The organism is Lentzea sp. NPDC058450 (assembly GCF_042721395.1).
GTDB lineage: Bacteria > Actinomycetota > Actinomycetes > Mycobacteriales > Pseudonocardiaceae > Lentzea.
In genome coordinates, this window is sequence record NZ_JBHXLO010000017.1 from 117,209 (window position 1) to 140,458 (window position 23,250).

Consider the following 23,250-nt stretch of genomic DNA (forward strand, 5'->3'; position numbering starts at 1 on the left):
AGGCTGAAGCCTACGGGGCCTGCGGAAGGATTTGCCCATGAAGGTTCATCACCTCAACTGCGCTACGTTCCGGCCGCCCCTGGTGGCGGGTGGGCTGGTGGCGCACTGTCTGCTGATCGAGTCCGACCAGGGGCTGGTGCTGGTCGACACGGGGTTCGGCATGAACGAGGTGACGAACCCCAAGGGGACGATCGACCCGATGAGCCGCAAGTTGTTGCGGCCGGTGCTCGACATCACCGAGACGGCGATCAGCCACGTCGAGAAGCGCGGGTACACGGCGGACGACGTGCGGCACGTGCTGGTGACGCACCTCGACCTCGATCACGCGGGCGGGCTGCGCGACTTCCCCAAGGCCACGGTGCACGTGCTGGACGCGGAACTGGAGGCCGCGGTCAACGCCAAGGGGACCAAGGAGAAGGCGCGGTACCCGAAGGCTCAGCGGGACGGGGTGAACTTCCGGACGCACAAGGCCGAGGGTGAGAGCTGGTTCGGGTTCGAGGCGGTCAAGGACGTCGACGGGCTGCCGGACGACATCCTCATGGTGCCGTTGATCGGGCACACGCGAGGGCACACCGGCATCGCGGTGCGGTCCGACGGCGGGTGGTTGCTGCACGCCGGGGACGCCTACTTCTACCGCGGCGAGATCGAGACGCCGCCCAGCAACATCTTCGCGCTCAAGCTCACCGCGCGGCAGACCGAGACGATCCGCGAGCAGCGGCTGTCCAATGTGGAACGGCTGAAGGAGCTCAAGCAGTCCGGTGAGGCCGAGGTGTTCTGCGCTCACGACCCGGTCGAGCTGGCCCGGCTCGCGTGACGTTCATCCACCAGGTCCGCCTCGACCAGTCGAGCGACACGCACCGGTACCCGTTCACGTTGCCGGTGGTGCGGCACCTGATCGGGCACCCGCTGCACTTCCGCACGCCCGTCACGTTCCTCACCGGGGACAACGGCGCCGGCAAGTCGACGCTGGCCGAGGCGATCGCGGTGGCCGCCGGGTTCAACGCCGAGGGCGGCACGCAGTCGTTCCGGTTCGCCACCAAGGCGACGGAGTCGTCGCTCGGCGATCAGCTGATCCTGAGCTGGGGCACCAGGAAGCCGCGCACCGGGTTCTTCCTCAGGGCCGAGTCGTTCTACAACGTCGCCACCGAGATCGACCGCATCGGCGAGGGGATTCACGCGTCGTACGGCGGAAAGTCGTTGCACGAACGCTCACACGGCGAGAGCTTCATCGACCTGATGAACCACAGGTTCGGCGGCCGGGGCCTCTACGTGCTCGACGAACCGGAGGCCGCGCTGTCGGTCAAAGGCTGCCTCACGGTCCTCAGGCGCATGCACGAACTCGTCGAGGAAGGCTCGCAGTTCATCATCGCCACGCACTCGCCGATCCTGCTCGCGGCGCCCGGCGCGACGATCCTGGAGATCACCGACACGATCGACGAGATCTCCTACGACACAGCGGAACCGGTCAGGCTCACCCGCAACTTCCTGGGCGATCCCGACCGGTTCCTCAAGCACCTGCTGGACTAGCAGCGCTACTTGCCGAGGTTCTCGGGGTGCGTCTCCACCTTGCCGTGCAGCACGCGGTTGATGCCCCACAGCACGAGTCCGGCGAGCAGCAGGTAACCCGCGATCTTGTAGTCGTCGAACGGGCGGCCGGACGTCCACGGGATCGCCAGGTACGCGCACGTGATCGCGCCGAGCACCGGCGCCCAGGTGGGCGCGCGGAAGTGCTTGTGCTCGGACGGTTCCCGACGCAGCACCAGGCACGCGACGTTGACGATGGCGAAGACGATCAGCAGCAGCAACGAGGTCGTGCCGCCGAGCTTGCCGATGTCCGCTGTGGACACCAGGATCACCGCGACGCCGGTCGTGAAGACGATCGAGATCCACGGCGTGCGGCGGAACGGGTGCACGGCGCCGAAGAACTTCGGGATGATCTTCTCGTTCGCCATGCCGTACAGCAGTCGCGACGCCATCAGCATGTTGATCAGCGCCGAGTTGATGACCGCGAGCAGGCCGATCAACGCGAAGATCCACAGCGGGAAGCCGGGCGCGCCGACGGTGACGACCTTCAGCAACGCGCCGCTGCTCGCCTTCGCGAGCTCGTCGGACGGGATCAGCAGCGACGACGTGATCGCGACCAGCACGTAGATCGTGGCCGCGATGGCCATGCCCCACAGCATCGCGCGCGGGAAGATCTTGACCGGGTTGCGGCACTCCTCCGCCATGTTGACCGAGTCCTCGAACCCGACCATCGCGAAGAACGCGAGCGCCGTGGCCGAGGTGACCGCGAGCAGCACGTTGCTGCCGGACGGCACGTGGATCTCGGTCAGCCTGCCGGGCTCGCCGTCACCGTTGATCACGGCCCAGGCGCCGATCGCGATGATGATGAGCAGGCCGGACAGCTCGATGCAGGTCAGGACCACGTTGGCCTTGACGGACTCCGAGACGCCGCGGAAGTTGACCAGGGCGAGGCCCGCGATGAAGACGATCGCGATGCCGGTGATGACGAGCGACTCCGGGCTGAGCGCCACGTCGAAGAACTCCACCAGCAACTGCCGCAGGTACGTGCGGCCGAACGCCAGCGCGGCCGACGACGCCGAGGTGATGCCGGAGCACATGACCGCGAACGCGACCATGAACGTCAAGAAGTGGATCTTGAACGCTCTGTTCGTGTACAGCGCCGCGCCTGCTGCTCTGGGGTACTTCCCGACCAGTTCCAGATAGCTGAACGCGGTCAGGAACGCCACCACGAACGCGAGCAGGAAGGGCAGCCAGAGAGCGCCGCCGATCTTGCCTGCCACGTTGCCGGTGAGGGCGTAGATACCGGTGCCGAGGATGTCGCCGACGACGAAGAACAGCAGCAGCTTCGGGCCGATTGCCCGATGTAGCTCTGGTTGCTCCGTTTGTGGAGTCGCTTCAGCCATGCCCGAAGATTCTGCCCCTTTTGCCCGCTACCTGCGGGAACGAACGATGACCTCACCCAATTGGTGTAACAATCGCCGGATGAGACTCGCGGCAACCGCGATCATCGCCGCCGTGGCGCTGACCGCCTGCTCCTCGTCCGAACCCGCGAGCGACACCGGCTCCCGCCTCCGCGACGTCCCGAGCCTCGTGGCCGCGGTGAAGAAGTCCGTGACGGACAAGGGTTCCTACCGCTTCACGATCGACCCGCCGCTCGCCGGCACGTCCGGGCGGGCACCCGCGAACGGGAGCGTGCGGCTGGGCGGCGAGGTCCCGTCGATGGACGCGACCACGACCCGCCCCGTGCAGACCGACGGCGCCGCCGTGGAGCTCAGGCTGGTCTCGACGACGAAGGACACCGCGTTCGTGCGGCTGCCGGCCGACGTCTTCGGGCTGCCCGCCGACAAGCCGTGGGTGAAGCTCGACCGCAAGGTCGACGACGAGTTCACGACGACCGTGCTGGGCTTCCACGACGTCGTCTACCAGCAGGCCGTCTTCACGACGTACCACCTGCCGGTGATCGAGGCGGGCGGCGAGCTCAAGCTGACCGCGGAGGCCGGTGGCGCCACCCGCTACACGATCTCCGTCGACTACCAGAAGGCCTACGACAAGCTGACCGACGAGGCCTTGCGCGCCGAGGTCAAACTCGCGTTGGACCAGAAGGTGGCCGGTGCCACCGCCGAGGTCGAACTGGACGGCAGCGGTCTGCCCTCCCGCATCGGCTTCTACACGGACTTCCAGGGCCAGCGGATCGTCGACGCCACCCGCTTCTCCGACTGGGGCGGCGCCGTCACGATCGCCGACCCGAACCCGGCGGAGGTCAGCCCGCGGGGTTGACCTTGTAGCGCCAGATCGCCGGCAACGCCGCCACCATCGCGACGCTGGCGAGGACCACCAGCACGCCGCCCGCCGTCACCGCCGCGGCCGTGCCGAACGCCGCGCCACCTGTGCCGTGCAGCAGGTCGGCGATGCGCGGCCCACCTGCGACGACGACGATGAACACGCCCTGCATCCGGCCGCGCATCTCGTCGGTCGCGGCGGACTGCAGGATCGCGCCGCGGAACGCCATCGACACCATGTCGGCGGCACCGGCGAGCGCGAGGAACGCGGCCGCGACCCACAACGACCCGGCGAGCCCGAAGCCCGCGATCGCGACGCCCCAGCCCACGACGGCCAGCGTGAGCGCGACGCCGTGGCGGTTGACGTTCGAGATCCACCCCGACGTGAGCCCGCAGATCACCGCACCGACGGGGATCGCCGCGAACAGCACGCCGAGCGCGAACCCACCGCCCGCAGGGTCGCCGAACGTGTGCTGGGCCATCTCCGGGAAGAGCGCCCGCGGCATGCCGAACACCATCGCGATGATGTCCAGCACCATGCTCGCCATCAGCACTTTCTGCGCCCACAGGTACACGAACCCGTCGAGCACGTCCCGCAGCCCCGCGCGGCGGATCACGCCGTCCAGCGGGGGCATGGCGGGCAGCTTCCACACCGCGTAGACCGTGACGGTGAGGGCGATGGCGTCGACCAGGTAGAGCGTCGAGAGCCCGACGATCGGCATGAACGCACCCGCGAGCAACGGCCCGAGCACCGCGCCGAACTGCATCACCGTCGACCCGAGCGCGCCGGCGGACGGCAGCAGCTCAGCGGGCACCAGCCGCGCGATGGACGCCGACCGCGCCGGCGCGTTGGCCGCGAAGAACACCTGCTGGAAGCCGAGCAGCGCGATCACGAGCCACACCGACCCGACGTTCATCGCCGCCTGCGCCCACAGCAGCACCGACGACACCGCGATGCCGATGTTGGTGACGAGCAGCAGCTTGCGCCGGTCGACGGTGTCCGCGATGGCACCGCCCCACAGCCCGAAGACGAGCAACGGCACGAGCGCCACACCGGCGGCGATGCCGACCCACGCCGACGACCCGGTGAGGTCGTACACCTGCTTGGGCACGGCAACGGCGGTGAGCTGGGAGCCCACCGCCGTCACGATCGTGGAGAGCCACAACCGGCGATACGCGACGATCTTCAACGGTCGAGTGTCGATCACGAACGTCGAGCGCGCGCTTCTCACCACAGTGGCCACTTGGTTAGCCTATGGCAACTAACAAGCCCTTTATGTGATGTGTCGCCAAGACCACTCGTCAGAGGCGGACGGGGTACACCGGCTCGGGCACCTTGGGCGTGATCCGGCCCTCGACGAAGATCCCGTGCCAGATCATGAAGCAGAGCACGCTCCACAGCTGCCGGCTGCGGTCGAACTGCTCCGACTTGTGCTCGGCCAGCAGGTCCAGCACCGCGTTCTTGTCGAGCAGGTGCCCGGTCTGCGAGTCGTTGATGATCCCGCGCGTCCAGTCGTACATCTCGGCGCGCAGCCAGTGCCGGATCGGCACCGGGAACCCGAGCTTGGGCCGGTTGAGGACGTGCGCCGGAATGATCTTCGCCAGCGCCTTGCGCAGCGCGTACTTGGTCGTGCCCTCGGTCAGCTTCTGGTCGAGCGGCACCTCGGCCGCGACCCGGAACACCTCGGGGTCGAGGAACGGCACGCGCAGCTCGATCGAGTTGGCCATCGTCACCTTGTCGGCCTTGACCAGGATGTCGCCGCGCAGCCACGTGTAGAGGTCGATGTGCTGCATGCGCGCCACCGGGTCCCAGTCCTCGGACTCCCGGTACCAGGGCGCCGTGACGTCCTTGAACCCGATGCCCTCGACGTACCCCGGGAACACCGCGCGCACCTGGTCGTCGCTGAAGTTGCGGGCGTTCCCGTAGTAGCGGTCCTCCAGCCGGAGCGCGCCGCGCCGCAGCAGGTCCTTGCCGCGCACACCCTCCGGAATGGACTTGGACACCGCGCCCATCAGCTTGCGCACACCGCCGGGCACCTTCTCGAAGGGCGCCAACGACAACGGCTCGTGGTAGATCACGTAGCCACCGAACAGCTCGTCGGCACCCTCACCGCTGAGGACCGCCTTGACGTACTTACGAGCTTCCTTCGCGATGAAGTACAACGGCACCAACGCCGGGTCCGCCACCGGGTCGTCGAGGTACCAGATGATGAGCGGCAGCTCGTTCATCATCTCGTCCGCCGACACCGTCCGGACCACGTGCCGCACCCCGATCGCCGCGGCCGTCTCCGCGGCGACGTCGACCTCGGAGTACCCGTCCCGATCGAACCCGCTGGTGAAGGCGATCAGGTTGGGGTTGTGCTGCTTGGCCAGCGTCGCCGTGGCCGTCGAGTCGATCCCGCCCGACAGGAACGCCCCGACCGTCACGTCCGGGTCCGAGATCATGTGCTTGGAGACGGAGTCCCGCATCACGTCGGCGATGCGCTCGTGCAACGCCTCGGCCTCGTGCGCCCCGTTGACCGGCCGAGGGCTGAACACGGGCTTGAAGTACCGGTTGAACAGCACCTGCCCACCCGGCGACACCTTGAACGAGGTGCCAGACTCCACGCGCCGGATCGCCTTGTGCAACGACTCGGGCTCGGGCACGTACTGCAGCACCAGGTAGTGCTGCAACGCCGTCTGGTCCAGCTCCTGGCTGATCCCCAGCACACCGGTCAGCTGCAACAGGCTCTTCTTCTCCGACGAGAAGCCGACCCCGCCAGGCCCGGCGGCCCAGTACAAGGGCTTGATCCCGAACGGATCCCGCGCGCCGAAGACCACCCGCTCCTGCGCGTCCCAGATCATGAAGGCGAACATGCCGCGCAACATCTTGACCCAGTCGGCCCCGAGGTAGTGGTACCCCGCGACGATCGACTCGCCATCGCCGTTGGTCCGGAACTGGGCCCCGAACTTGCGCATGAGCTCGGCCCGGAGCTCCTTGTAGTTGTAGATCTCGCCGTTGAAGTTCAGCGTGTACCGCGTGGGGTTCTCCGGCGGCCCCCACACCAGCGGCTGGTGCGAGTGCTCAAGATCAATAAAGCCAAGCCGGTTGAACCCGTAGATGACCTCAGCGTCGGCCCAGGTGTCCTGCTCGTCGGGCCCACGGTGCCGCTGGCAGCGCAGAGCCGCAGCGACGGAGTCACGCGCGGAGGCCGCACCGGCTTCCGTAGAACAGATGAGTCCGAGCACTCCGCACACGTGAAATCGCACCTCGTAGCTAGCTGTTGCTGAAATCCCAGTATGCCGAAGCGGGGATCCGGACATTCTCGCCACCCGAAGGACGCCCGACCCCCAGGTCAGGTTCCGCGAGGCCGGAGAGGCGCCGAGCACGAGACCAGGTGCGCACGCAACCGCAGTCGTCAACGCAACCCAACCACCTACGCAGGCAAGGCGCGCGCACTCAACCGGCAGCCGTCAACGCAAGCCCACCACCTACGAGGCCTGGCACGCGATGCCGAAGGCGAGCCCGAACGGGCTGATGCCCCATCGGGAACCGGTTCCACCGCTCAAGGCGATTGGGGCTTGACTTTGGGTGCGAGGTGCTAGCTTCTCGAGCTCGGCCGGGCGCTTTTCAGCCCGGCCTTTTCCGGCCGATGAGCGCCTCGCAAGGGCCCCGAAGTCAAGCCCCAATCGCACACCCCAGGTCTTTCGTCGAGACCCGCGCAACCAACTCTCGCAACCGCAGCCCGACCAACAAAACGCAACCAACCCCGCTGGAACAGGAACCACAGCAACGCAACCGGCACACGCGAACAACAAAAACGGGGCGCCTCCCCGCCCACAGGAAGACGCCCCACCAGAAACAAAGAATTTACGGAGCTACTCGCTCCAACGACCACCCGTCCCGCCCGAGCCGGAACCGCAGCCGGTCGTGCATCCGATCCCGCCGCCCCTGCCAGAACTCGACCTCCTCAGGCCGAATCCGCCACCCACCCCAGTGCGGCGGCACAGGAATCTTCTCGGTCTCGGCGAACTGCCGCTCGATCTTGTGCAACGCGGAGTCCAAAGTGGACCGACCGGTCACCACCCGCGACTGCGGCGAGGCCCAGGCCCCGATCTGCGATCCGCGCGGCCGGGAGTTCCAGTACTCCGCGGTCTCCACGGGCCCGACCTTCTCGACCGTCCCGCGCACGTGCGCCTGGCGCTGCATCGCGAACCACGGGAACGTCGCCGACGCGTAGCGCGTGGCCATCAGGTCGTGCGACTTGTTGGACGTGTAGTTGGTGAAGAACACCAACCCGCGTGCGTCGAGGCCCTTCGCCAGCACCGTCCGCGAGGACGGCCGGCCCTTCACGTCGGTCGTGGCGAGCACCATGGCGTTCGGCTCGGGGAGCCCGGCGCCCGAAGCCTGGTCCAGCCACAGCTGGAGCTGCTCGTGCCAGGTGGCGGCGAGCTCGGCCTCGCTGAGCGAGCCCTGCTCGTAGGACACGCGCATCGCCGGTAGTGCGATGTTCGTGGTCTCCGTCATCGGCGAACCTCCAAGCGGCGGCAGAACTCGTGGTCCCTGGACCCGCGACCATACGCACGGCGTGCCGATACCGAAACCGCCTGCGCGGTGATGACCACCACCTGAACGGTGACTGTCCGTGCAAAGAACAGTTCTGGATCGAGTCCGTGATCGAGTCAGATGGCGTCGAGCACACGTGTGACAGTGACCACGTCGTCACCCAGTGCGGTAGCAAGGGTTCCGCCCGCTGCCAACGGAACGACGCTCCACCACTCCCCGCCGTCGGCCGGTCGTTCCTTGGCGTCCAGGAGCAGCTCGGTGCCCACCACTCGCCTTCCGGCCAGACCGGCGGACGAACCGTCGACCAACGGATCGCCCACGACCAGCTGCTGGTGCAACAACGGCTTGCCGCAACGGGTTGCGCGCACCGACGACGACAGCGAGCCGGCCGCTTCGCCAGAGCGTCCCAGCACCAGGACCTCCCGCAGTCGCAACTCTGCGTGACCGTCCAATTCAGCCTCCACCACTGCGGTGTGGTGTGCCCGTGCCGTCACCACGGTCGGTTCGGGCAGGTAGGAAACGCTGCCCTCGACCGAAAATCGCACAAGAGACGAAGAAGGCTCACCGGACGAACCGGGCAGCACCAGGGTCGCCGCAACGCCTCGGAGGTCCAAACACGCCCCAGGGCCGACTTCGACGGTCAGGGACAACGAATCGCCGCCCAGGGGTGCGGTGACCGAGGAAACCAGGTGCACCAACGCAACCGGGCCCACGCGCCGGGCCGGCACCAATGTCAACGGTGTCATCGAGCGCAGGACTCGCACGACGCTGTTGCCGTGCGAGTCCAACGCGACCACCAGCCGTGCCGAGGCTTTCACCGGGCCGTCCTCACAGCAGATGCCTTCACAGCCCCGCCAGCACCCACTTGGCGACCTCGGGCGCGTCCGGCGTCTCCACCAGCGACTGCGCGATGACGGGCAGCTCGCCGCGCATCCGGTGCGCGTCGGAGACCATCACCTCCATGTCCGCGCCGACGTACGGCGCCAGGTCCACCTTGTTGATCACCAACAGGTCCGCGGTCGTCACGCCCGGCCCGCCCTTGCGCGGCACCTTGTCGCCACCGGCCACGTCCACCACGAAGATCTGCCGGTCGACCAGGCCGCGCGAGAACACCGCCGTCAGGTTGTCCCCGCCGCTCTCGATGATCACCAGATCGAGGCCGTCGAACCGGTGCTCCAGCCGTTCCACCGCGTCCAGGTTCGCGGTGATGTCGTCCCGGATCGCCGTGTGCGGGCAACAACCGGTCTGCACCGCCTCGATCCGCGACGGGTCCAGCACCCCGGCTCGCCGCAGGAAGTCGGCGTCCTCGGTGGTGTAGATGTCGTTCGTCACGACCGCCAGCGACAGCTGCGACCCCAGCGCCCGGCACAACGCGGCCGTCAGCGCGGTCTTGCCGCTGCCGACCGGGCCGCCGATGCCGATCCGCGGCGCGACCCCGTGGTGGTGACCGTGCGGATCGGGTCCGTGGTTAGCTCCCAAAGAGACGCACCCCTTCACGTCGTACATGTGCCTCGGCCAGCAGATCCAAGGCAGGCGAACCCAACGCGGGCAACTCCACACAGGCCCGCGAAGCGACATCTTCGACCGGCAGCGCGGCCACGATCGCGTTCACGCCGAACGGATCGAGCCCCAGCAACCGCACGGCCGCGGAAGCCGGACCACTGACGGCCAGATAAGCGCAGGTCAGAGCCGCTTCGAACGCGTCACCGGCCAGCACCCCGATCACCAACGGCTGGTGCGGCGAAGAAGGCAACGCGTCCAGCCGCGCCGACGGCCACGCCCGCCGAGCCGCCCGCAACATCCCGCGCCCCTGCGCCCGCGAAGCCTCGCGTTGTGCCGGCGAGGGCGTCCGGGCGTCGAGCTCGGCGTCCAGCATCTCAAGATCCTCACCGCGGGCGGCGGCAGCGGCGAACCCGGCCGCCAGCAACCCTGCCCCGACCAACCGCCCGTGCAGGAACGACCGCAGCGAGGGCTCGTCGACGACCAGCTTGCGCGCGGCCGCCTCCTCCAGCCCACCGGAGTGCACGTGCCCACCGCCGGGAAAGCGGGAGTCGGCGAGGATCAGCGCGGTCAGCATCAGAACAGGAAGTACCGTTGCGCCATCGGCAGTTCCGCCACCGGCGACGGCTCCACCAGGTCCCCGTCGACGTGCACCGCGAAGCTGTCCGGGTCGACCTGGACGTCCGGCATGGCGGAGTTCAGCACCATGTCTGCCTTGGTGACCGACCGCGTCGACTCCACCGGCAGCACCCGCCGGGCGTACCGCGACCCGATCCCCGCCTCGACAGCCTCGGGCGACACGAAGAACACCGACGAGGCGGCACCGGCCGTGGCCCCGAACATCGGCCGCGCCCACACCGGCTGCGGCGTCGGGATCGACGCGTTCGCGTCGCCCATCTGCCCCCAGGCGATGAACCCGCCCTTCAGCACCACCGACGGCCGCACCCCGAAGAACTTGGGCTCCCACAGCACCAGGTCGGCGAGCTTGCCGACCTCGACCGACCCGACCTCGCCGGCGATCCCGTGCGCCACCGCCGGGTTGATCGTGTACTTGGCGACGTACCGCTGCGCCCTCAGGTTCGCGTCCAGCGAGCGCCGCGACGACATCACGTGCGCCGTCTGCCAGGTCCGGATGATCACCTCGCCGACCCGTCCCATCGCCTGCGAGTCCGACGAGATCATCGAGATCGCGCCCAGGTCGTGCAGCAGGTCCTCGGCCGCGATCGTGGTGGGCCGGATCCGCGACTCCGCGAAGGCGAGGTCCTCGGGCACCGACGGGTTGAGGTGATGGCACACCATCAACATGTCGAGGTGCTCTTCCAGCGTGTTCACGGTGTGCGGGCGCGTCGGGTTCGTCGACGACGGCAGCACGTTCGGCAGCGAGACCACGCGGATGATGTCCGGCGCGTGCCCGCCACCGGCGCCCTCCGAGTGGTACGCGTTGATCGACCGGCCACCGATGGCGTCCACAGTGGACTCCAAAAACCCGGCCTCGTTCAACGTGTCCGTGTGGATCGCGACCTGCACCCCGGACTCGTCGGCCACCCGCAGGCACGCGTCGATCGCCGCAGGCGTGGTCCCCCAGTCCTCGTGCAGCTTGAAACCGCCGGCGCCGCCGACGAGCTGCTCGCGCAAGCCCTCGACCGACACCGTGTTCCCCTTGCCCAGCAACAGGACGTTGACCGGCATGTGGTCCATCGACGTCAGCATCCGGTCGAGGTACCAGGCGCCGGGCGTGACCGTGGTGGCCTTCGTCCCCTCGGCCGGGCCGGTGCCGCCACCGATCAGCGTCGTCAGCCCGGACGCCAGCGCCTCGTCGACGATCTGCGGGCAGATGAAGTGGACGTGGCAGTCGATCCCACCGGCCGTGAGGATCTTCCCGTTGCCGGACAGGATCTCCGTCGACGGCCCGATCACCAGCGCGGGGTGGACCCCGTCCATCGTGTCCGGGTTGCCCGCCTTGCCGATGCCGACGATCCGCCCGTCCCGCACCCCGACGTCGGCCTTGACCACACCCCAGTGGTCGAGGATCACCGCACCCGTGATGACCAGGTCGGGAGCACCCTCGGCCCGGGTCGCGATCCCCTGCCCCATCGACTCGCGGATCACCTTGCCGCCACCGAAGATCACCTCGTCGCCGGACCCGGCCCCGCGCGAGCGGTCCTCGGTGACCTCGATGAACAGGTCGGTGTCGGCGAGCCGGATGCGGTCACCGACCGTCGGCCCGAGCAGCTCCGCGTAACGCGAACGATCGATCATCGCTGCAACCCCCGCACGATGCGCAGTCCTGCCAACGGAACCAGCGTGATCTCGCGTTCCACGCCGGGCTCGAACCGCACGGCCGTGCCGGCCGCGATGTCGAGCCGGTACCCGAACGCGGCCTCCCGGTCGAACAGCAGCCCGGTGTTCACCGAGGCGAAGTGGAAGTGCGACCCGACCTGGACGGGCCGGTCGGCGACGTTCACGACGACGATGGTCACCCGCGGCCGTCCTGGGTTGAGCTCGACCGGTTCGGCGCCGACGACCACCTCCCCCGGCGCGGGTCCTGCGGACGGCGCGATGGGGTGGTGGACGGTCACGAGCTTGGTGCCGTCCGGGAACGTCGCCTCGGCCTGCACCGAGTCGATCATCTCCGGTACGCCCCGCATGACCTGCTCGGGAGCGAGCACGGCGCGTCCGCTCTCCATGAGCTCGCTGACCGTGCGGCCGTCCCGCGCGCCCTCCAGCACGTGGTCGGTGATCAACGCGACGGCCTCGGGGTAGTTGAGCAGCACGCCGCGTTCGAGCCGTCTGCGCGCCACGTCGGCGGCGACGTGCACGAGGAGCTTGTCGCGTTCATGCGGCGTCAGATGCACCCCGCCGTTCTAACACGCGGAAGCACGCTTTCCCTGAGTGGAAACACGGCCGAAACACGACCGCGTGTCCACCGACCGGTTGACAACCGGGGTCAGCGATCAGGTCGTCCCGCGGAGACCCCTCGAAAACGCAGGATTTACGACATGAACGCGATCCGAGTGAGGGGCCTCCGGAAGGCCTACAAGGACCACCAGGCGGTGGCAGGGGTGGACCTCGACGTCGCCCGCGGCGAGGTCTTCGCGGTGCTCGGCCCGAACGGCGCCGGCAAGACCACCAGCGTCGAGATCATGGAGGGGCACCGCGACCGCGACTCCGGCGAGGTCAGCGTGCTCGGCGTCGACCCGGCCAAGGGCGGCCGCGAGTGGCGTTCGAAGCTCGGCATCGTCCTGCAGAGCGCGACCGACGCCGCGACGCTGACCGTCCGCGAGGCCGTGCACCACTACGCGAAGTACTACGGGAACCCGCGCGACCCGGAGGAGGTCATCGACCTCGTCGGGCTCACCGAGAAGGCGAAGTCCCGCGCGGGCACGCTCTCCGGCGGTCAGCGACGGCGGCTCGACGTGGCGCTCGGCATCATCGGACGCCCCGAGCTCGTGTTCCTGGACGAGCCGACGACCGGGTTCGACCCCGAGGCGCGGCGCCAGTTCTGGGGCCTGATCAAGCTGCTCGCCGCCGAGGGCACCACGATCCTGCTGACCACGCACTACCTCGACGAGGCCGAGGCGCTCGCCGACCGCGTGGCCGTGCTCGCCGGGGGCGTCATCGTCGCCGAGGGCACGCCGCAGACGCTCGGGGGCCGCGCGCACGCCGAGGCGACCGTTCGCTGGCTGTCCGACCGCGGCTACCAGGAGGTCCTGACCTCCGAGCCCACCAAGGTGATCGCCGATCTGTCCCGGCACGGCGAACTGGCCGAGCTCACCGTCACCCGCCCGTCGCTGGAAGACATCTACCTGGAGCTGATCAAGTGACCACCGCCGTGCTGTCCAAGACCGCCGCTCTGCCGTCCGCTTTGGCGCTCGGGTTCGCCCGTGGTGGCACCGAACTGCGGGAGTTCTTCCGGCAGAAGGAGAATCTCCTCTTCACGATCTCGTTGCCGGCGCTCTTAATGCTGCTGCTCGGCACCGTCTACGTGAAGGAACCCGCCGCCGCGCAGATGTTCGCGGCCAGCATGATCGGCGCCGGCATCATCTCGACGTCGTTCGTCGGGCTCGGCATGAGCGTCGTGGCCGACCGCGAGGACGGCACGCTGAAGCGCCTGCGCGGCACGCCGATGCCGTTCTCGTCCTACTTCCTCGGCAAGATCATCCTGGTCTTCGTGTCGAGCCTGTTCGAGGCCGTGCTGCTGCTGGTCGTCGGCATCCTGCGGTTCGACGTCGAACTGCCTTCGAGCGCGGAGAAGTGGTTCACGTTCGCCTGGGTGTTCGCGCTCGGCGTGATCTCCTGCTCGCTGATCGGCGTGGCGCTGAGCTCGATCGCGAAGTCCACCCGCAACGCGGCGGGCGTGCTGAACCTGCCCTACATCGTGCTGCAGTTCCTCAGCGGCGTGTTCATCATGCAGTCGATGCTGCCCGAGTCCCTGCGCACGGTGGGGTCGCTCTTCCCGCTGAAGTGGGTGTGCCAGGGTTTCCGCTCGGTGTTCGCTCTGAACGACGACTACGCGGTCATGGAGGCGGCGGGATCATGGGAGCTCGGCAAGATCGCGCTGGTGCTGGGCGCGTGGACGATCGTGGGCCTGGTTCTCGTCAGCAGGACTTTCAAGTGGAGCAACACCAGTCGCTGATCACCTGGTACGTGCTGTTCGCGGTCACCCAGACCACGGCGCTCGTGCTGATCCTGATCGACAACAACACCCTCGCCGACCGCCTGTCGGCGGCGGGGCTGTTGTGCTTGAACGGCCTGTGGTTCCTGCTCTACGGCAGGAAGCTCGTCCGGCGCGGGTACGACGACTGGCACGGGTTCGTCTACGCCGCCGGTTCGCTGCTGACGTTCGCACCGGCCGTGTGGTTCAGCGGCAACGCGACGTTCGCCCTGTTCGGCCTGGTCCCGCAGATCTACATGACGCTCCCGGTGGCGCAGGCGTTCGCGCCGATGGTGATCTTCGTGTTCACCCCGCAGGCGCTGACCTGGCTCGCGGGCGCCGAACCCGCCCTGCCGTGGCCCGCCGCGATGCTGATCGCGGGCTTCTCCCAGGCGTTCGGCTGGGCGATCGGCCGCATGTCCGACCAGAGCAGGCAACGCGCCGAACTGCTCGACAAGATCGAGCAGCTGACCATCGAGGCCGAACGGGCCCGCTGGGCGGCCGAGATCCACGACACGCTCGCCCAGGGCTTCACCTCGATCATCACGCTGCTGCAGGGCGCGCAGCCGAACGTCGACCTGGCGTTGCGGACCGCCCGCGAGAACCTCCGCGAGGCCCGCGCCCTGGTCGCCGCCAACGCACCGTCGCCTTTGGACGGTTCCTCCCTGGAGGACGCGTTGCGGCGCTTGATCTCCGGGGTGACTTTGCCGTCGTCGTTCCGCGTGATCGGGGACGCCGTGCCGCTGGCCACCTCGGTCGAGGTGGTGCTGCTGCGGACCGTGCAGGAGGCGCTGAACAACGTGGCGCGGCACTCGGAGGCGTCCCGCGTGGACGTGACGATGAGGTTCGACGCGGACGGCATCTCGCTGGAGGTCCGCGACGACGGCCGCGGCTTCGGCGACGCACCGGAGGGCTTCGGCCTGCGGGGCATGCGTGCGCGACTGGAACAGGTGGGTGGGACGCTCTCGTTGTCATCCGACGAGGGGGCGTCAGTGCTGGTGGAGGTGCCGCTGTGATCAGGATTCTGCTGGTGGACGACCACCCCGTGGTGCGTCAGGGGCTGCGCGGGATGCTCGTGGGGGACGATCTGGAGGTCGTCGGCGACGCCGGATCGGGGCAGGAGGCGATTGCTGCGGCTGCCTTGTTGAAGCCGGACGTCGTGCTGATGGACCTGCGGATGCCCGAAATGGACGGTGTGGCCGCGACCTCGCGGATCGTCGGAACCGGGCCGCGCGTGCTGGTGCTGACGACCTACGAGACCGATTCGGACATCCTTCGCGCCGTGGAGGCCGGGGCGTCCGGGTACCTGCTGAAGGACTCGACCACCGAGGACCTGATCGCGGCGATCCGGGCGGCCGCTCGCGGGGAGACCGTGCTGGCGCCGTCGATGGTGGCCAAGGTCGTGGGGCAGGTGCGGACGCCGCCGTTGTCGGCGCGGGAGGCCGAGGTGCTGAAACTGGTCGCCAAAGGCATGTCCAATGTTGAGATCGGGCGGAGTCTGTTCATTTCCGAGGCGACGGTGAAGACCCACCTGTTGCGGGTGTTCAACAAACTCGGGGTGTCGGATCGGACGGCGGCGGTCACCACGGCGATGGATCGAGGCATGCTCCAGTAACGCCCTGACGTCGCAGGGCTAGTGCACCACGGTGAATGGTCCGGTCAACCCGCCGTCCATTCGAGTGCCGTACTCGGGCGAACCAGACGCAGCCGCAACAATCTGTTCAGTCGACTATCACGGACAGTCAGCCGCACTGTCGCAACATCAGTCGGGGGGACAGGTGCTGCGGGAGACGATTCTTTTCCTGGAGGAATTTCTCCGGGGCCGAGGAGCGCCCGCGGTGGCCAGGGCCGTCGTGGGCATCATGTCGTTCGCCGTGCTGCTCGGGGCGGTCCTGGGGAGCGCCGCGATCAAGTCAGGCGCCCTGGTCGCGGCCGTCCTGCTGATCACGGTGGCCGGAATCTCGCTGGTGACGAACAGCGGTGCCGAGCGGCGGGAGTTGGAGATGCAGCGAGAACTGCTGTCGCGCTACACCAACCAGCTGGACAAAACACGAGCCGGTTACCGGATCCTCGAATGGAAGGAGACGGTCGTCATCGGCGACGGTGGCGACGCGCACACGAAACTGGCGATCAGACTTCGTCCACTGGGGCCAGATCTGCTGTTCGTCAGGATGAAGTTCCGGTGCGACTGGCCACAACCGGCCAGATACCGCCGCAAAGTCAAGATCGCGGTGCGCAACACGCACCCGGACGGCACACCCGGAACGACATTGCACACTTCGCAGTCGTGGCCGAAGGACGGGGTCGTGGCCGTGGTGATCCACTTTCACGAGGCACCACCGGAGAACGCGGACATCTCGTTCAGGGTCGAGCTGGACTGGCCGAAGCGGTACCGGCCCCTCGTGGAGGGATCACCTGACGTCTTCGGCCTCATGTTCGCCCAGCCGGTCGCGAACGCGGTGTACCGCGTCGTGCTGCCACGCGGACACGACGTCTACCTGGAGCCGATCGGCCGGCTCGACGAAGGCTTCGAGCTCGAACCGGGCTGGGACGACGACGATCGGCGCACGGTCACGTTGACGCTGACCGACCCACCACCGCGACACCGCGCCGGCGCGCGACTGGAACTCAAGAAGGGCCAGAGGATCGCGCCGAACGATTAGCTCAGTCGTCCTCATCGGTCGTGCCGGAGTTTCCGCCCATACCGGCACACATGCGCAACACTGAAACTACCCTCCGTGACCGATCATGAGCTGAGATCGCAGACTGTAACAAGGGCGAAGATCCAAGATCAACACCGGGGTGGGGGTCCGCAGTGACCCAGGACACCCGGTTGTCACCTTCGGTACACCGGCCTGCAACACTGTGAACTCCGGCAACGGCGCCGGTCAGGTCCCTGAAGCTCGTCAATCGCCCCGGAGGCGTGACCACATGACCCAGACCGCCGATCCGACCTCGTTGGTGCTTCCCGCCGAGCTCAAGCCGTCTGACGGCCGCTTCGGCTGTGGACCGTCCAAGGTGCGTCCCGAGGCCGTCGCGGCCCTCGCGTCCGAGGGTGCGGCGCTGCTCGGCACCTCGCACCGGCAGAAGCCCGTCAAGAACCTCGTCGGCCGCGTTCGCTCCGGCCTGCGCGAGCTGTTCCAGCTGCCGGACGGGTACGAGGTCGTGCTCGGCAACGGTGGCACCACGGCGTTCTGGGACGCGGCCAGCTTCGGGCTCGTGCGCGAGACGGCTCAGCACTTCACGAACGGCGAGTTCTCGTCCAAGTTCGCGAAGGTCACGCAGACCGCGCCGTTCCTGAAGGACTCGCTGGTCACCAAGGCCGAGCCGGGCACCTCGCCCGAGCTCTTCTACGCCGAGGGCGCGGACCTGGTCGGCTGGGCGCAGAACGAGACGTCGACCGGTGTCGCTATGCCGGTGACCCGCATCGAGGGTTCCGGGGACGCGCTCATCGCGATCGACGCCACGTCGGGCGCCGGTGGCCTGCCGGTCAAGGCCGAGGACTTCGACGTCTACTACTTCGCGCCGCAGAAGTCGTTCGCGTCCGACGGTGGCCTGTGGCTCGCGTTGATGTCGCCCGCCGCGCTGGCCCGCGTCGAGGAGCTCAAGGACCGCTGGGTGCCGGAGTTCCTGTCGCTGCCGACCGCGCTCGACAACTCCACCAAGGACCAGACGTACAACACGCCGTCGGTCGCCACGCTCTTCCTGCTGGCGCACCAGATCGACTGGATCAACGGCAACGGTGGCCTCGACTGGTCGGTCGCGCGCACCAAGGACTCTTCGGACCGCCTGTACTCGTGGGCCGAGAAGACCGCGTACACCACGCCGTACGTCGAGAAGGCCGCTGACCGCTCGCAGGTCGTCGGCACGATCAACTTCTCCGACGACGTCGACGCCGCCACGGTGGCGAAGGTGTTGCGCGCCAACGGCATCGTGGACGTCGAGCCGTACCGCAAGCTCGGCAAGAACCAGCTGCGCGTCGCGATGTTCCCGGCCATCGAGCCGAACGACGTCACGATCCTCACGCAAGCGATCGACTGGGTCGTCGGCCAGCTCTGACCCGTTCACAAAGCAGCAACCTGGGGCGCACCGAGTTTCCGGTGCGCCCCAGGGCTTTTCAGGCAAGTGCTTCCGTGGGCGACTGACGCGCCGCCCGCACCGCGGGATAGACGCCGGCGATGGCGCCGATGAGGATCGCCGAGCCCACTCCCCCGAGCAGGGCCGGCCACGGCAGTGCCGCAGGCCATTGCTGGCTGATCGAATATCCGGCCGTGACCGCGATTCCCACGATCACGCCGACCAGCCCGCCCAGTCCTGACAGCAGCACCGACTCGGTCAGGAACTGCCACCTGATCTGCCGCCGGGTCGCCCCGAGCGCCCGCCGCAGACCGATCTCGCGGCGGCGTTCCAGCACCGAGATCACCATCGTGTTCGCCACGCCGACGCCACCCACCAACAACGCGACTCCGCCCAAACCCAGGAACAGCGCGTTGTAGTTCTTCTCGGCCAGCTGCTGCGCCTCCAGCGCCTCAGACGGCCGGGAAACCTTGACCTCGTTGGACTTCTGCGGGTTCAGCGTCGGGCCGAGCAGGTTGCGGACGTTGTCCACCTGGTCCGGCGAGGTGCGCACGTAGACCGTGTTCGCGTTGCCCTCGAACCCGAACGCCTCCTTCGCCGCCTCCCAGCCGACCAGCGCCGACCGGTCGATCTCCGGCGAGAGCGGCAACGGCCCGAGGATCCCGACGACCGTGAACCACTGACCGTCGATCCACAGCTGCGCACCGGGCTTGTCGATGCCCAGCCGGGACGCCGCGGTGCCCCCGAGCACCACCGACTTCTCCCCCGGCGACAACCACCGGCCGGCGCGCACCTCCGCGTTCAGCACCTTCAACAGGTCCTGCTCCGCCGCCTGCACCTGCAACCCCAACGTGTCGCTGGACGGCACGAGGTCGTTCTTGCGCACGTTCGCGCTGAGCTTGCCGGTGGCGCTGGCCGCCGACACGGCCCCGATCCGCTTGGCCATCGGCACCGCGGTCTCCGGCAGCTTCGCGTCCTGGCCGAAGAAGTCCTGGCCGGGCGCGGCCGTCAGGAGGTTGGTGCCCAGCTTGGACATCTTCTCCTGCAACGATGCGGCGCTGGAGGCCGGAATGCCGACGACGGCGACCACGGCGGCGATGCCGATCGCGATGCCCAGCGCGGAGAGGATCGCCCGGATCGGGCGGGTCTTCATGCCGAAGAACCCGAGGCGCAGCAGGTCGATCACAATGCCCTCCCTTCGAGAACCCTCGCCCGACCTGCCTTGTCGTTGGCGGTAACTTGTCGTTCGTGCGAACGGCCTACAAGTGCCGGGCTTACCCGACTCCCGACCAGGCGGCGATGCTCTCCCGAACCTTCGGGTGCGTGCGTCTCGTGTGGAACAGGACGCTGGGCGAACGGATCCACCGCTACCGCAACGAAAACGCCAGCACTTCGTACCGGCAGACCGACGCCGCGCTGACCGAGTGGAAACGGGGCGACGAGCTCGCGTTCTTGTCGGAAGTGTCCTGTGTGCCGTTGCAGCAGACGTTGCGGCATCAACACACGGCACTTCAGAACTTCTTTTCCGGACGTTCTCGCTACCCGAGGTTCAAATCGCGGAAGAGCCGCCAGAGCGCGCACTACACCAGATCGGCGTTCCGCATGCGCAGCGGTTCGCTGGTCCTGGCCAAGGCGACCGCTCCGCTGCGGTTCACGTGGTCGTTCAGCGATGTGGACGTCACCGAGTTGAACCCGACCATGGTCGTCGTCTCCCGCGAACCTGATGGACGCTGGTACGTGTCCTTCGCCGTGGAATCCACGGACACCGCCCCTTCCTCGGCAACGAACCACGCGGTCGGGGTCGACCTCGGACTGACGGACTTCCTCGTGACCAGCGACGGCGTTCGGGTGGCCAACCCTCGGCTTCTCGCCCGAAAAGCGCGAAACCTCGCGCGCTACCAACGCAGGCTGGCCCGCTGCCGCCCAGGAAGCAACAACCGCGGCAAAGCGAAGGCCAAGGTGGCGCGTGCTCACCGGAAGATCCGGAACGCACGACTGGACTTCCTCCACCGAACCAGCACACGGCTGGTGAGATCCGCCGACATGATCGCGATCGAGGACCTCAACGTCCGGGGCATGATGCGCAACCGAAGGCTCTCCCACGCCATCGGAGATGCCGGATGGAGCGAGTTCCGGCGGCAGTTGGAGTACAAGTGTCAGCGCGCCGGTCGCACGCTGGTGGTCGTCGACCGTTGGCTCCCCTCCAGCAAGACCTGCTCCACCTGCGGGCACCTGCTCGCGGAGCTGACACTGTCCACCCGGCACTGGACGTGTCCGGGCTGCCGCACCCGGCACGACCGGGACCTCAACGCGGCGAAGAACATCCTTGCGGCTGGTCGAGCCGTAGCCCGGGAAGTCTCGGGCGATGCCTGTGGAGTCGACGTCAGACGGCAAGGGGCACCCCTTCCGCTATCGGCCGTGAAGCAGGAATCCGATGCCGTGAGGCTCGGCGCGTGAGCGAAGTCAAACGATCACCCCGTCCCGCACCTCGACGCGGCGGGGAGCCCAGGCCGCGATGTCCCGGTCGTGCGTGATCATCACGATCGTCGTGCCGTCGGAGTTGAGGCTCTCCAGCAACTCCAGCACCCCGGCGCCGTTCTTCGTGTCCAGGTTGCCGGTCGGCTCGTCCGCCAGCAGGATGCCCGGCGAGTTCACCACGGCCCGCGCGATCGCGACCCGCTGGCGTTCGCCGCCGGACAGCTCGTGCGGCTTGTGCAGTGCGCGGTGGATCAGGCCGACCCGGTCCAGGGCGGACATCGCGAGAGCGCGCCGCTTCGACCGGGGCACGCCGGCGTAGACCAGGCCGGAGGCCACGTTCTCGATCGCCGACAGGCCGTCGGTGAGGAAGAACTGCTGGAACACGAACCCGATCGTGCGTGCTCGCAGGGCCGACAGGGCGTTGTCGGACATGGCCGAGATGTCGTTGCCGTCGATCTCGACCTTGCCGGCGGTCGGCTTGTCGAGCGTGCCCATCAGGTGCAGCAGCGTCGACTTCCCCGAGCCGGACGGTCCCACGATCGCGAGCATCTCCCCGCCCCCGACGGTCAGGGAGACGTCGCGCAACGCCTGCACGCCACCGGGATACGTTCTGCTCGCGTGGTCGACGGTGATCACTCGGTGGTCACCACCTTCATGCCCTCGCGCAGGCCCTCGCCCTGCACTTCGACCTGGCCCTTGGCGAAGATGCCGACGGTGACCGGGACGGTCTTCCCGTCGTCGGTGACGACGCCGTAGCCGCCCTCGGCCAACGCCAGCAGCGCGCCGATCGGCACGGCCAGGACGTTCTGCTTCTTCGCCACGGTGAACAGCGCGGTGACGCTGCCGGTCTCGATGCCCTCGGCGGCCTTCGGGTCGTCGACGGAGATCGTCAGCAGGATCTTCGGCTTCTGCCCCTGGTTCGGGTCGCCCGAGGTGCGGGTGCTGCCGGTGATCGTGCCGGTCGTGGCCTTGCCGCCGCTGATCGACAGCTCGACCTTCTCGCCGACCTTCGCCAGGCGCTGCTTGGCCTGCTCCAGCTCGACGGTCACCGCTCGTTCGGTGCCGGTGACCTTCATCAGGTCGCCGCCGGCGGGCGCGCCGAGCTGGGCGGTCAGCGACGACACGCGGATCGCTCCACTTTGGACGATCACGTCGCCGGCGCCGAGCTTGCCGGTCTGCTCCAGGCCGTTGGCCTTCTGCCACTTCTTCAGCGCGGAGGCGGTGTACGAGGTGAACTTCTCGTCGGGGGCGCCGAAGTCCTTGAAGCCCAGTGCGGCGAGGTTCTCCTCCACCACCTTGACGTCCGGTCCGTTCGACATGCCCGCTTCGAGATCGCGGTAGAGCGGCATGTCGGCGTAGAACAACGGCACCGGCTTGGCGTCCGAGTGGAACACCGGTTTGCCCCGTTCGATGACATCGCCCTGCTTCGGCAACGCGGTGATGGTGCCACTTTTCCGGCTGGCCAGGGCTCGTTCCGCACCGAAGCCGAGCTGGCCGGTGACCGACTGCTGGTCGGCGAGGTTGGTCTTCTTGACGTCCGCGGTCTTGGCCGGGTCGTTCTGCAACGGGGCAGCGCTCGCCTGGTTCGACGCGATCCTGGTGAGGACCACGACCCCGCCGGTGCCGAGCACGACGGCGGCGACCAGGGCCGCGATGATGATCTTCCGGTTCACGCGACGCTTCATCCCGCGGGCCTGACCGAGACCATGCCCTCGCCCATGCCGCAGTCCTTCATGTCCTGCTTGACCTTGTCGTCGGACATGTCGGGCAGCTGGATCGCCTCGGTCTGGCTCGCGCTGCCGTCGAAGTTCGGGTCGGGCCAGTCGTAACCCCTGTCCCGCATGCACTTCGCGTCCTTGCGCATCTTGTCCTGCTCCTCCGGCGACGGCGGCTTGAGCTCGCCGCCGTTGGGGAGGTGCTTCTTGCAGGCCTCGTTGGCGGCGTTCATCTTGTCCATGTCCGGAGCGCCGCCCTCGCCTCCGCCGTCGGCGGGCATGGCCTCGATCATGATGCCGCCGCTGCCGTCGTCCTTGGGGTCCGGCATGTTGACGCCGTTCTCGCGCATGCACTTGGCGAACGCCAGCATGTCGCCCTTCTCGTCCTTCTTGCCGCCGTCGGCCGCCTGGTCCTTCGACCCGCAGGCGGTGAGCGCCAGCAGCAGGCCCAGCAGCACTGCGATGGTGGATTTCATG

23 protein-coding genes are annotated in these 23,250 nt (G+C 68.1%); 10 read left to right on the plus strand and 13 right to left on the minus strand.

Going from position 1 to position 23,250, the window contains the following annotated elements; all coding sequences use genetic code 11:
- The first annotated feature begins 37 nt into the window (after positions 1-37).
- Together ACFWNN_RS25760 and ACFWNN_RS25765 are read left to right on the plus strand one after the other, a co-directional pair.
- Positions 38-814 carry an MBL fold metallo-hydrolase gene (locus tag ACFWNN_RS25760; RefSeq protein ID WP_382442478.1) on the plus strand — a complete coding sequence of 259 codons (777 nt, stop codon included), beginning with the start codon at positions 38-40 and terminating at the stop codon, positions 812-814.
- Positions 811-1,527 (plus strand): AAA family ATPase, encoded by a 717-nt coding sequence (locus ACFWNN_RS25765; RefSeq protein WP_382442479.1) that lies wholly within the window; start codon positions 811-813, stop codon positions 1,525-1,527. Before ACFWNN_RS25760 ends, ACFWNN_RS25765 begins: the two co-directional genes overlap by 4 nt.
- A gap of 5 nt (positions 1,528-1,532) precedes the next feature.
- Here the strand turns inward: ACFWNN_RS25765 and ACFWNN_RS25770 are convergent, their stop codons facing one another.
- Positions 1,533-2,927 (minus strand): APC family permease, encoded by a 1,395-nt coding sequence (locus ACFWNN_RS25770; RefSeq protein ID WP_382442480.1) that lies wholly within the window; start codon positions 2,925-2,927, stop codon positions 1,533-1,535.
- A gap of 79 nt (positions 2,928-3,006) precedes the next feature.
- Here ACFWNN_RS25770 and ACFWNN_RS25775 point away from each other — a divergent pair, with 79 nt between their 5' ends.
- A complete protein-coding gene (locus tag ACFWNN_RS25775) occupies positions 3,007-3,801 on the plus strand; it encodes a hypothetical protein (RefSeq protein ID WP_382442481.1) in 795 nt (264 codons plus the stop codon).
- On the opposite strand, the gene ACFWNN_RS25780 is transcribed toward ACFWNN_RS25775, so the two are convergent.
- The 8 genes from ACFWNN_RS25780 to ACFWNN_RS25815 all read right to left on the minus strand — a co-directional run bounded on the left by ACFWNN_RS25780 (position 3,785) and on the right by ACFWNN_RS25815 (position 12,704).
- Positions 3,785-5,047 (minus strand): MFS transporter, encoded by a 1,263-nt coding sequence (locus tag ACFWNN_RS25780; RefSeq protein WP_382442482.1) that lies wholly within the window; start codon positions 5,045-5,047, stop codon positions 3,785-3,787. The two genes, ACFWNN_RS25775 and ACFWNN_RS25780, sit on opposite strands and share 17 nt — an antisense overlap.
- A 58-nt stretch (positions 5,048-5,105) precedes the next feature.
- Positions 5,106-7,040, minus strand: coding sequence for an asparagine synthase (glutamine-hydrolyzing) (asnB, locus tag ACFWNN_RS25785; RefSeq protein ID WP_382442483.1), 1,935 nt, complete (start codon positions 7,038-7,040; stop codon positions 5,106-5,108).
- Positions 7,041-7,653: 613 nt separating this feature from the next.
- Positions 7,654-8,310 carry a pyridoxamine 5'-phosphate oxidase gene (pdxH, locus tag ACFWNN_RS25790; RefSeq protein WP_382442484.1) on the minus strand — a complete coding sequence of 219 codons (657 nt, stop codon included), beginning with the start codon at positions 8,308-8,310 and terminating at the stop codon, positions 7,654-7,656.
- A 155-nt stretch (positions 8,311-8,465) separates the two neighbouring features.
- On the minus strand, positions 8,466-9,167 hold the full coding sequence (locus ACFWNN_RS25795) for an urease accessory protein UreD (RefSeq protein ID WP_382442485.1): 702 nt from the start codon (positions 9,165-9,167) through the stop codon (positions 8,466-8,468).
- Between the two features lie 25 nt (positions 9,168-9,192).
- Positions 9,193-9,855, minus strand: coding sequence for an urease accessory protein UreG (gene ureG, locus ACFWNN_RS25800; RefSeq protein WP_382442486.1), 663 nt, complete (start codon positions 9,853-9,855; stop codon positions 9,193-9,195).
- Positions 9,818-10,426, minus strand: coding sequence for an urease accessory protein UreF (locus ACFWNN_RS25805; protein ID WP_382442487.1), 609 nt, complete (start codon positions 10,424-10,426; stop codon positions 9,818-9,820). The genes ureG and ACFWNN_RS25805 overlap by 38 nt, the downstream gene beginning before the upstream one ends.
- Positions 10,426-12,108 carry an urease subunit alpha gene (locus ACFWNN_RS25810; RefSeq protein WP_382442488.1) on the minus strand — a complete coding sequence of 561 codons (1,683 nt, stop codon included), beginning with the start codon at positions 12,106-12,108 and terminating at the stop codon, positions 10,426-10,428. Before ACFWNN_RS25810 ends, ACFWNN_RS25805 begins: the two co-directional genes overlap by 1 nt.
- Positions 12,105-12,704 carry an urease subunit gamma gene (locus tag ACFWNN_RS25815; RefSeq protein ID WP_382442489.1) on the minus strand — a complete coding sequence of 200 codons (600 nt, stop codon included), beginning with the start codon at positions 12,702-12,704 and terminating at the stop codon, positions 12,105-12,107. The genes ACFWNN_RS25810 and ACFWNN_RS25815 overlap by 4 nt, the downstream gene beginning before the upstream one ends.
- Positions 12,705-12,848: 144 nt before the next feature.
- Between ACFWNN_RS25815 and ACFWNN_RS25820 the strand changes: the two genes are divergently transcribed.
- The 6 genes from ACFWNN_RS25820 (at position 12,849) to serC (ending at position 18,562) form a co-directional block, all read left to right on the plus strand.
- Positions 12,849-13,673, plus strand: coding sequence for an ABC transporter ATP-binding protein (locus ACFWNN_RS25820; protein WP_382442490.1), 825 nt, complete (start codon positions 12,849-12,851; stop codon positions 13,671-13,673).
- A complete protein-coding gene (locus ACFWNN_RS25825; protein WP_382442491.1) occupies positions 13,670-14,485 on the plus strand; it encodes an ABC transporter permease in 816 nt (271 codons plus the stop codon). Before ACFWNN_RS25820 ends, ACFWNN_RS25825 begins: the two co-directional genes overlap by 4 nt.
- On the plus strand, positions 14,464-15,519 hold the full coding sequence (locus tag ACFWNN_RS25830) for a sensor histidine kinase (protein ID WP_382442492.1): 1,056 nt from the start codon (positions 14,464-14,466) through the stop codon (positions 15,517-15,519). The genes ACFWNN_RS25825 and ACFWNN_RS25830 overlap by 22 nt, the downstream gene beginning before the upstream one ends.
- Complete coding sequence (locus tag ACFWNN_RS25835; protein WP_382442493.1) at positions 15,516-16,118, plus strand: response regulator transcription factor; 603 nt, start codon at positions 15,516-15,518, stop codon at positions 16,116-16,118. Before ACFWNN_RS25830 ends, ACFWNN_RS25835 begins: the two co-directional genes overlap by 4 nt.
- A 223-nt stretch (positions 16,119-16,341) precedes the next feature.
- Complete coding sequence (locus ACFWNN_RS25840) at positions 16,342-17,166, plus strand: hypothetical protein (RefSeq protein WP_382442494.1); 825 nt, start codon at positions 16,342-16,344, stop codon at positions 17,164-17,166.
- 268 nt (positions 17,167-17,434) lie between these two features.
- Positions 17,435-18,562: a phosphoserine transaminase gene (gene serC, locus ACFWNN_RS25845; RefSeq protein ID WP_382442495.1), complete on the plus strand. Its 1,128-nt coding sequence runs from the start codon at positions 17,435-17,437 to the stop codon at positions 18,560-18,562.
- A gap of 58 nt (positions 18,563-18,620) precedes the next feature.
- Here the strand turns inward: serC and ACFWNN_RS25850 are convergent, their stop codons facing one another.
- On the minus strand, positions 18,621-19,733 hold the full coding sequence (locus tag ACFWNN_RS25850; RefSeq protein ID WP_382442555.1) for an ABC transporter permease: 1,113 nt from the start codon (positions 19,731-19,733) through the stop codon (positions 18,621-18,623).
- Between the two features lie 95 nt (positions 19,734-19,828).
- Here ACFWNN_RS25850 and ACFWNN_RS25855 point away from each other — a divergent pair, with 95 nt between their 5' ends.
- Positions 19,829-21,037 (plus strand): RNA-guided endonuclease InsQ/TnpB family protein, encoded by a 1,209-nt coding sequence (locus ACFWNN_RS25855; protein WP_382442496.1) that lies wholly within the window; start codon positions 19,829-19,831, stop codon positions 21,035-21,037.
- Between the two features lie 6 nt (positions 21,038-21,043).
- On the opposite strand, the gene ACFWNN_RS25860 is transcribed toward ACFWNN_RS25855, so the two are convergent.
- From ACFWNN_RS25860 to ACFWNN_RS25870, 3 genes are read right to left on the minus strand one after another with little or no spacing between them, the layout of a single operon-like run.
- Positions 21,044-21,694, minus strand: a complete 651-nt coding sequence (locus ACFWNN_RS25860) for an ABC transporter ATP-binding protein (protein WP_382442497.1) — start codon at positions 21,692-21,694, stop codon at positions 21,044-21,046.
- Complete coding sequence (locus ACFWNN_RS25865) at positions 21,691-22,731, minus strand: peptidoglycan-binding protein (RefSeq protein WP_382442498.1); 1,041 nt, start codon at positions 22,729-22,731, stop codon at positions 21,691-21,693. The genes ACFWNN_RS25860 and ACFWNN_RS25865 overlap by 4 nt, the downstream gene beginning before the upstream one ends.
- Positions 22,732-22,739: 8 nt before the next feature.
- Positions 22,740-23,249 (minus strand): hypothetical protein, encoded by a 510-nt coding sequence (locus ACFWNN_RS25870; protein ID WP_382442499.1) that lies wholly within the window; start codon positions 23,247-23,249, stop codon positions 22,740-22,742.
- Position 23,250: the final 1 nt, after the last annotated feature.

Bases quoted from the DNA above. Each gene is read 5' to 3' on its own strand.
- serC (WP_382442495.1), top strand. From the start codon at position 17,435: ATGACCCAGACCGCCGATCCGACCTCGTTGGTGCTTCCCGCCGAGCTC.
- pdxH (WP_382442484.1), bottom strand. From the start codon at position 8,310: ATGACGGAGACCACGAACATCGCACTACCGGCGATGCGCGTGTCCTAC.
- ACFWNN_RS25820 (WP_382442490.1), top strand. From the start codon at position 12,849: ATGAACGCGATCCGAGTGAGGGGCCTCCGGAAGGCCTACAAGGACCAC.
- ACFWNN_RS25870 (WP_382442499.1), bottom strand. From the start codon at position 23,249: ATGAAATCCACCATCGCAGTGCTGCTGGGCCTGCTGCTGGCGCTCACC.
- ACFWNN_RS25805 (WP_382442487.1), bottom strand. From the start codon at position 10,426: ATGCTGACCGCGCTGATCCTCGCCGACTCCCGCTTTCCCGGCGGTGGG.
- ACFWNN_RS25770 (WP_382442480.1), bottom strand. From the start codon at position 2,927: ATGGCTGAAGCGACTCCACAAACGGAGCAACCAGAGCTACATCGGGCA.
- ACFWNN_RS25760 (WP_382442478.1), top strand. From the start codon at position 38: ATGAAGGTTCATCACCTCAACTGCGCTACGTTCCGGCCGCCCCTGGTG.
- ureG (WP_382442486.1), bottom strand. From the start codon at position 9,855: ATGTACGACGTGAAGGGGTGCGTCTCTTTGGGAGCTAACCACGGACCC.
- ACFWNN_RS25775 (WP_382442481.1), top strand. From the start codon at position 3,007: ATGAGACTCGCGGCAACCGCGATCATCGCCGCCGTGGCGCTGACCGCC.
- ACFWNN_RS25850 (WP_382442555.1), bottom strand. From the start codon at position 19,733: ATGAAGACCCGCCCGATCCGGGCGATCCTCTCCGCGCTGGGCATCGCG.
- ACFWNN_RS25810 (WP_382442488.1), bottom strand. From the start codon at position 12,108: ATGATCGATCGTTCGCGTTACGCGGAGCTGCTCGGGCCGACGGTCGGT.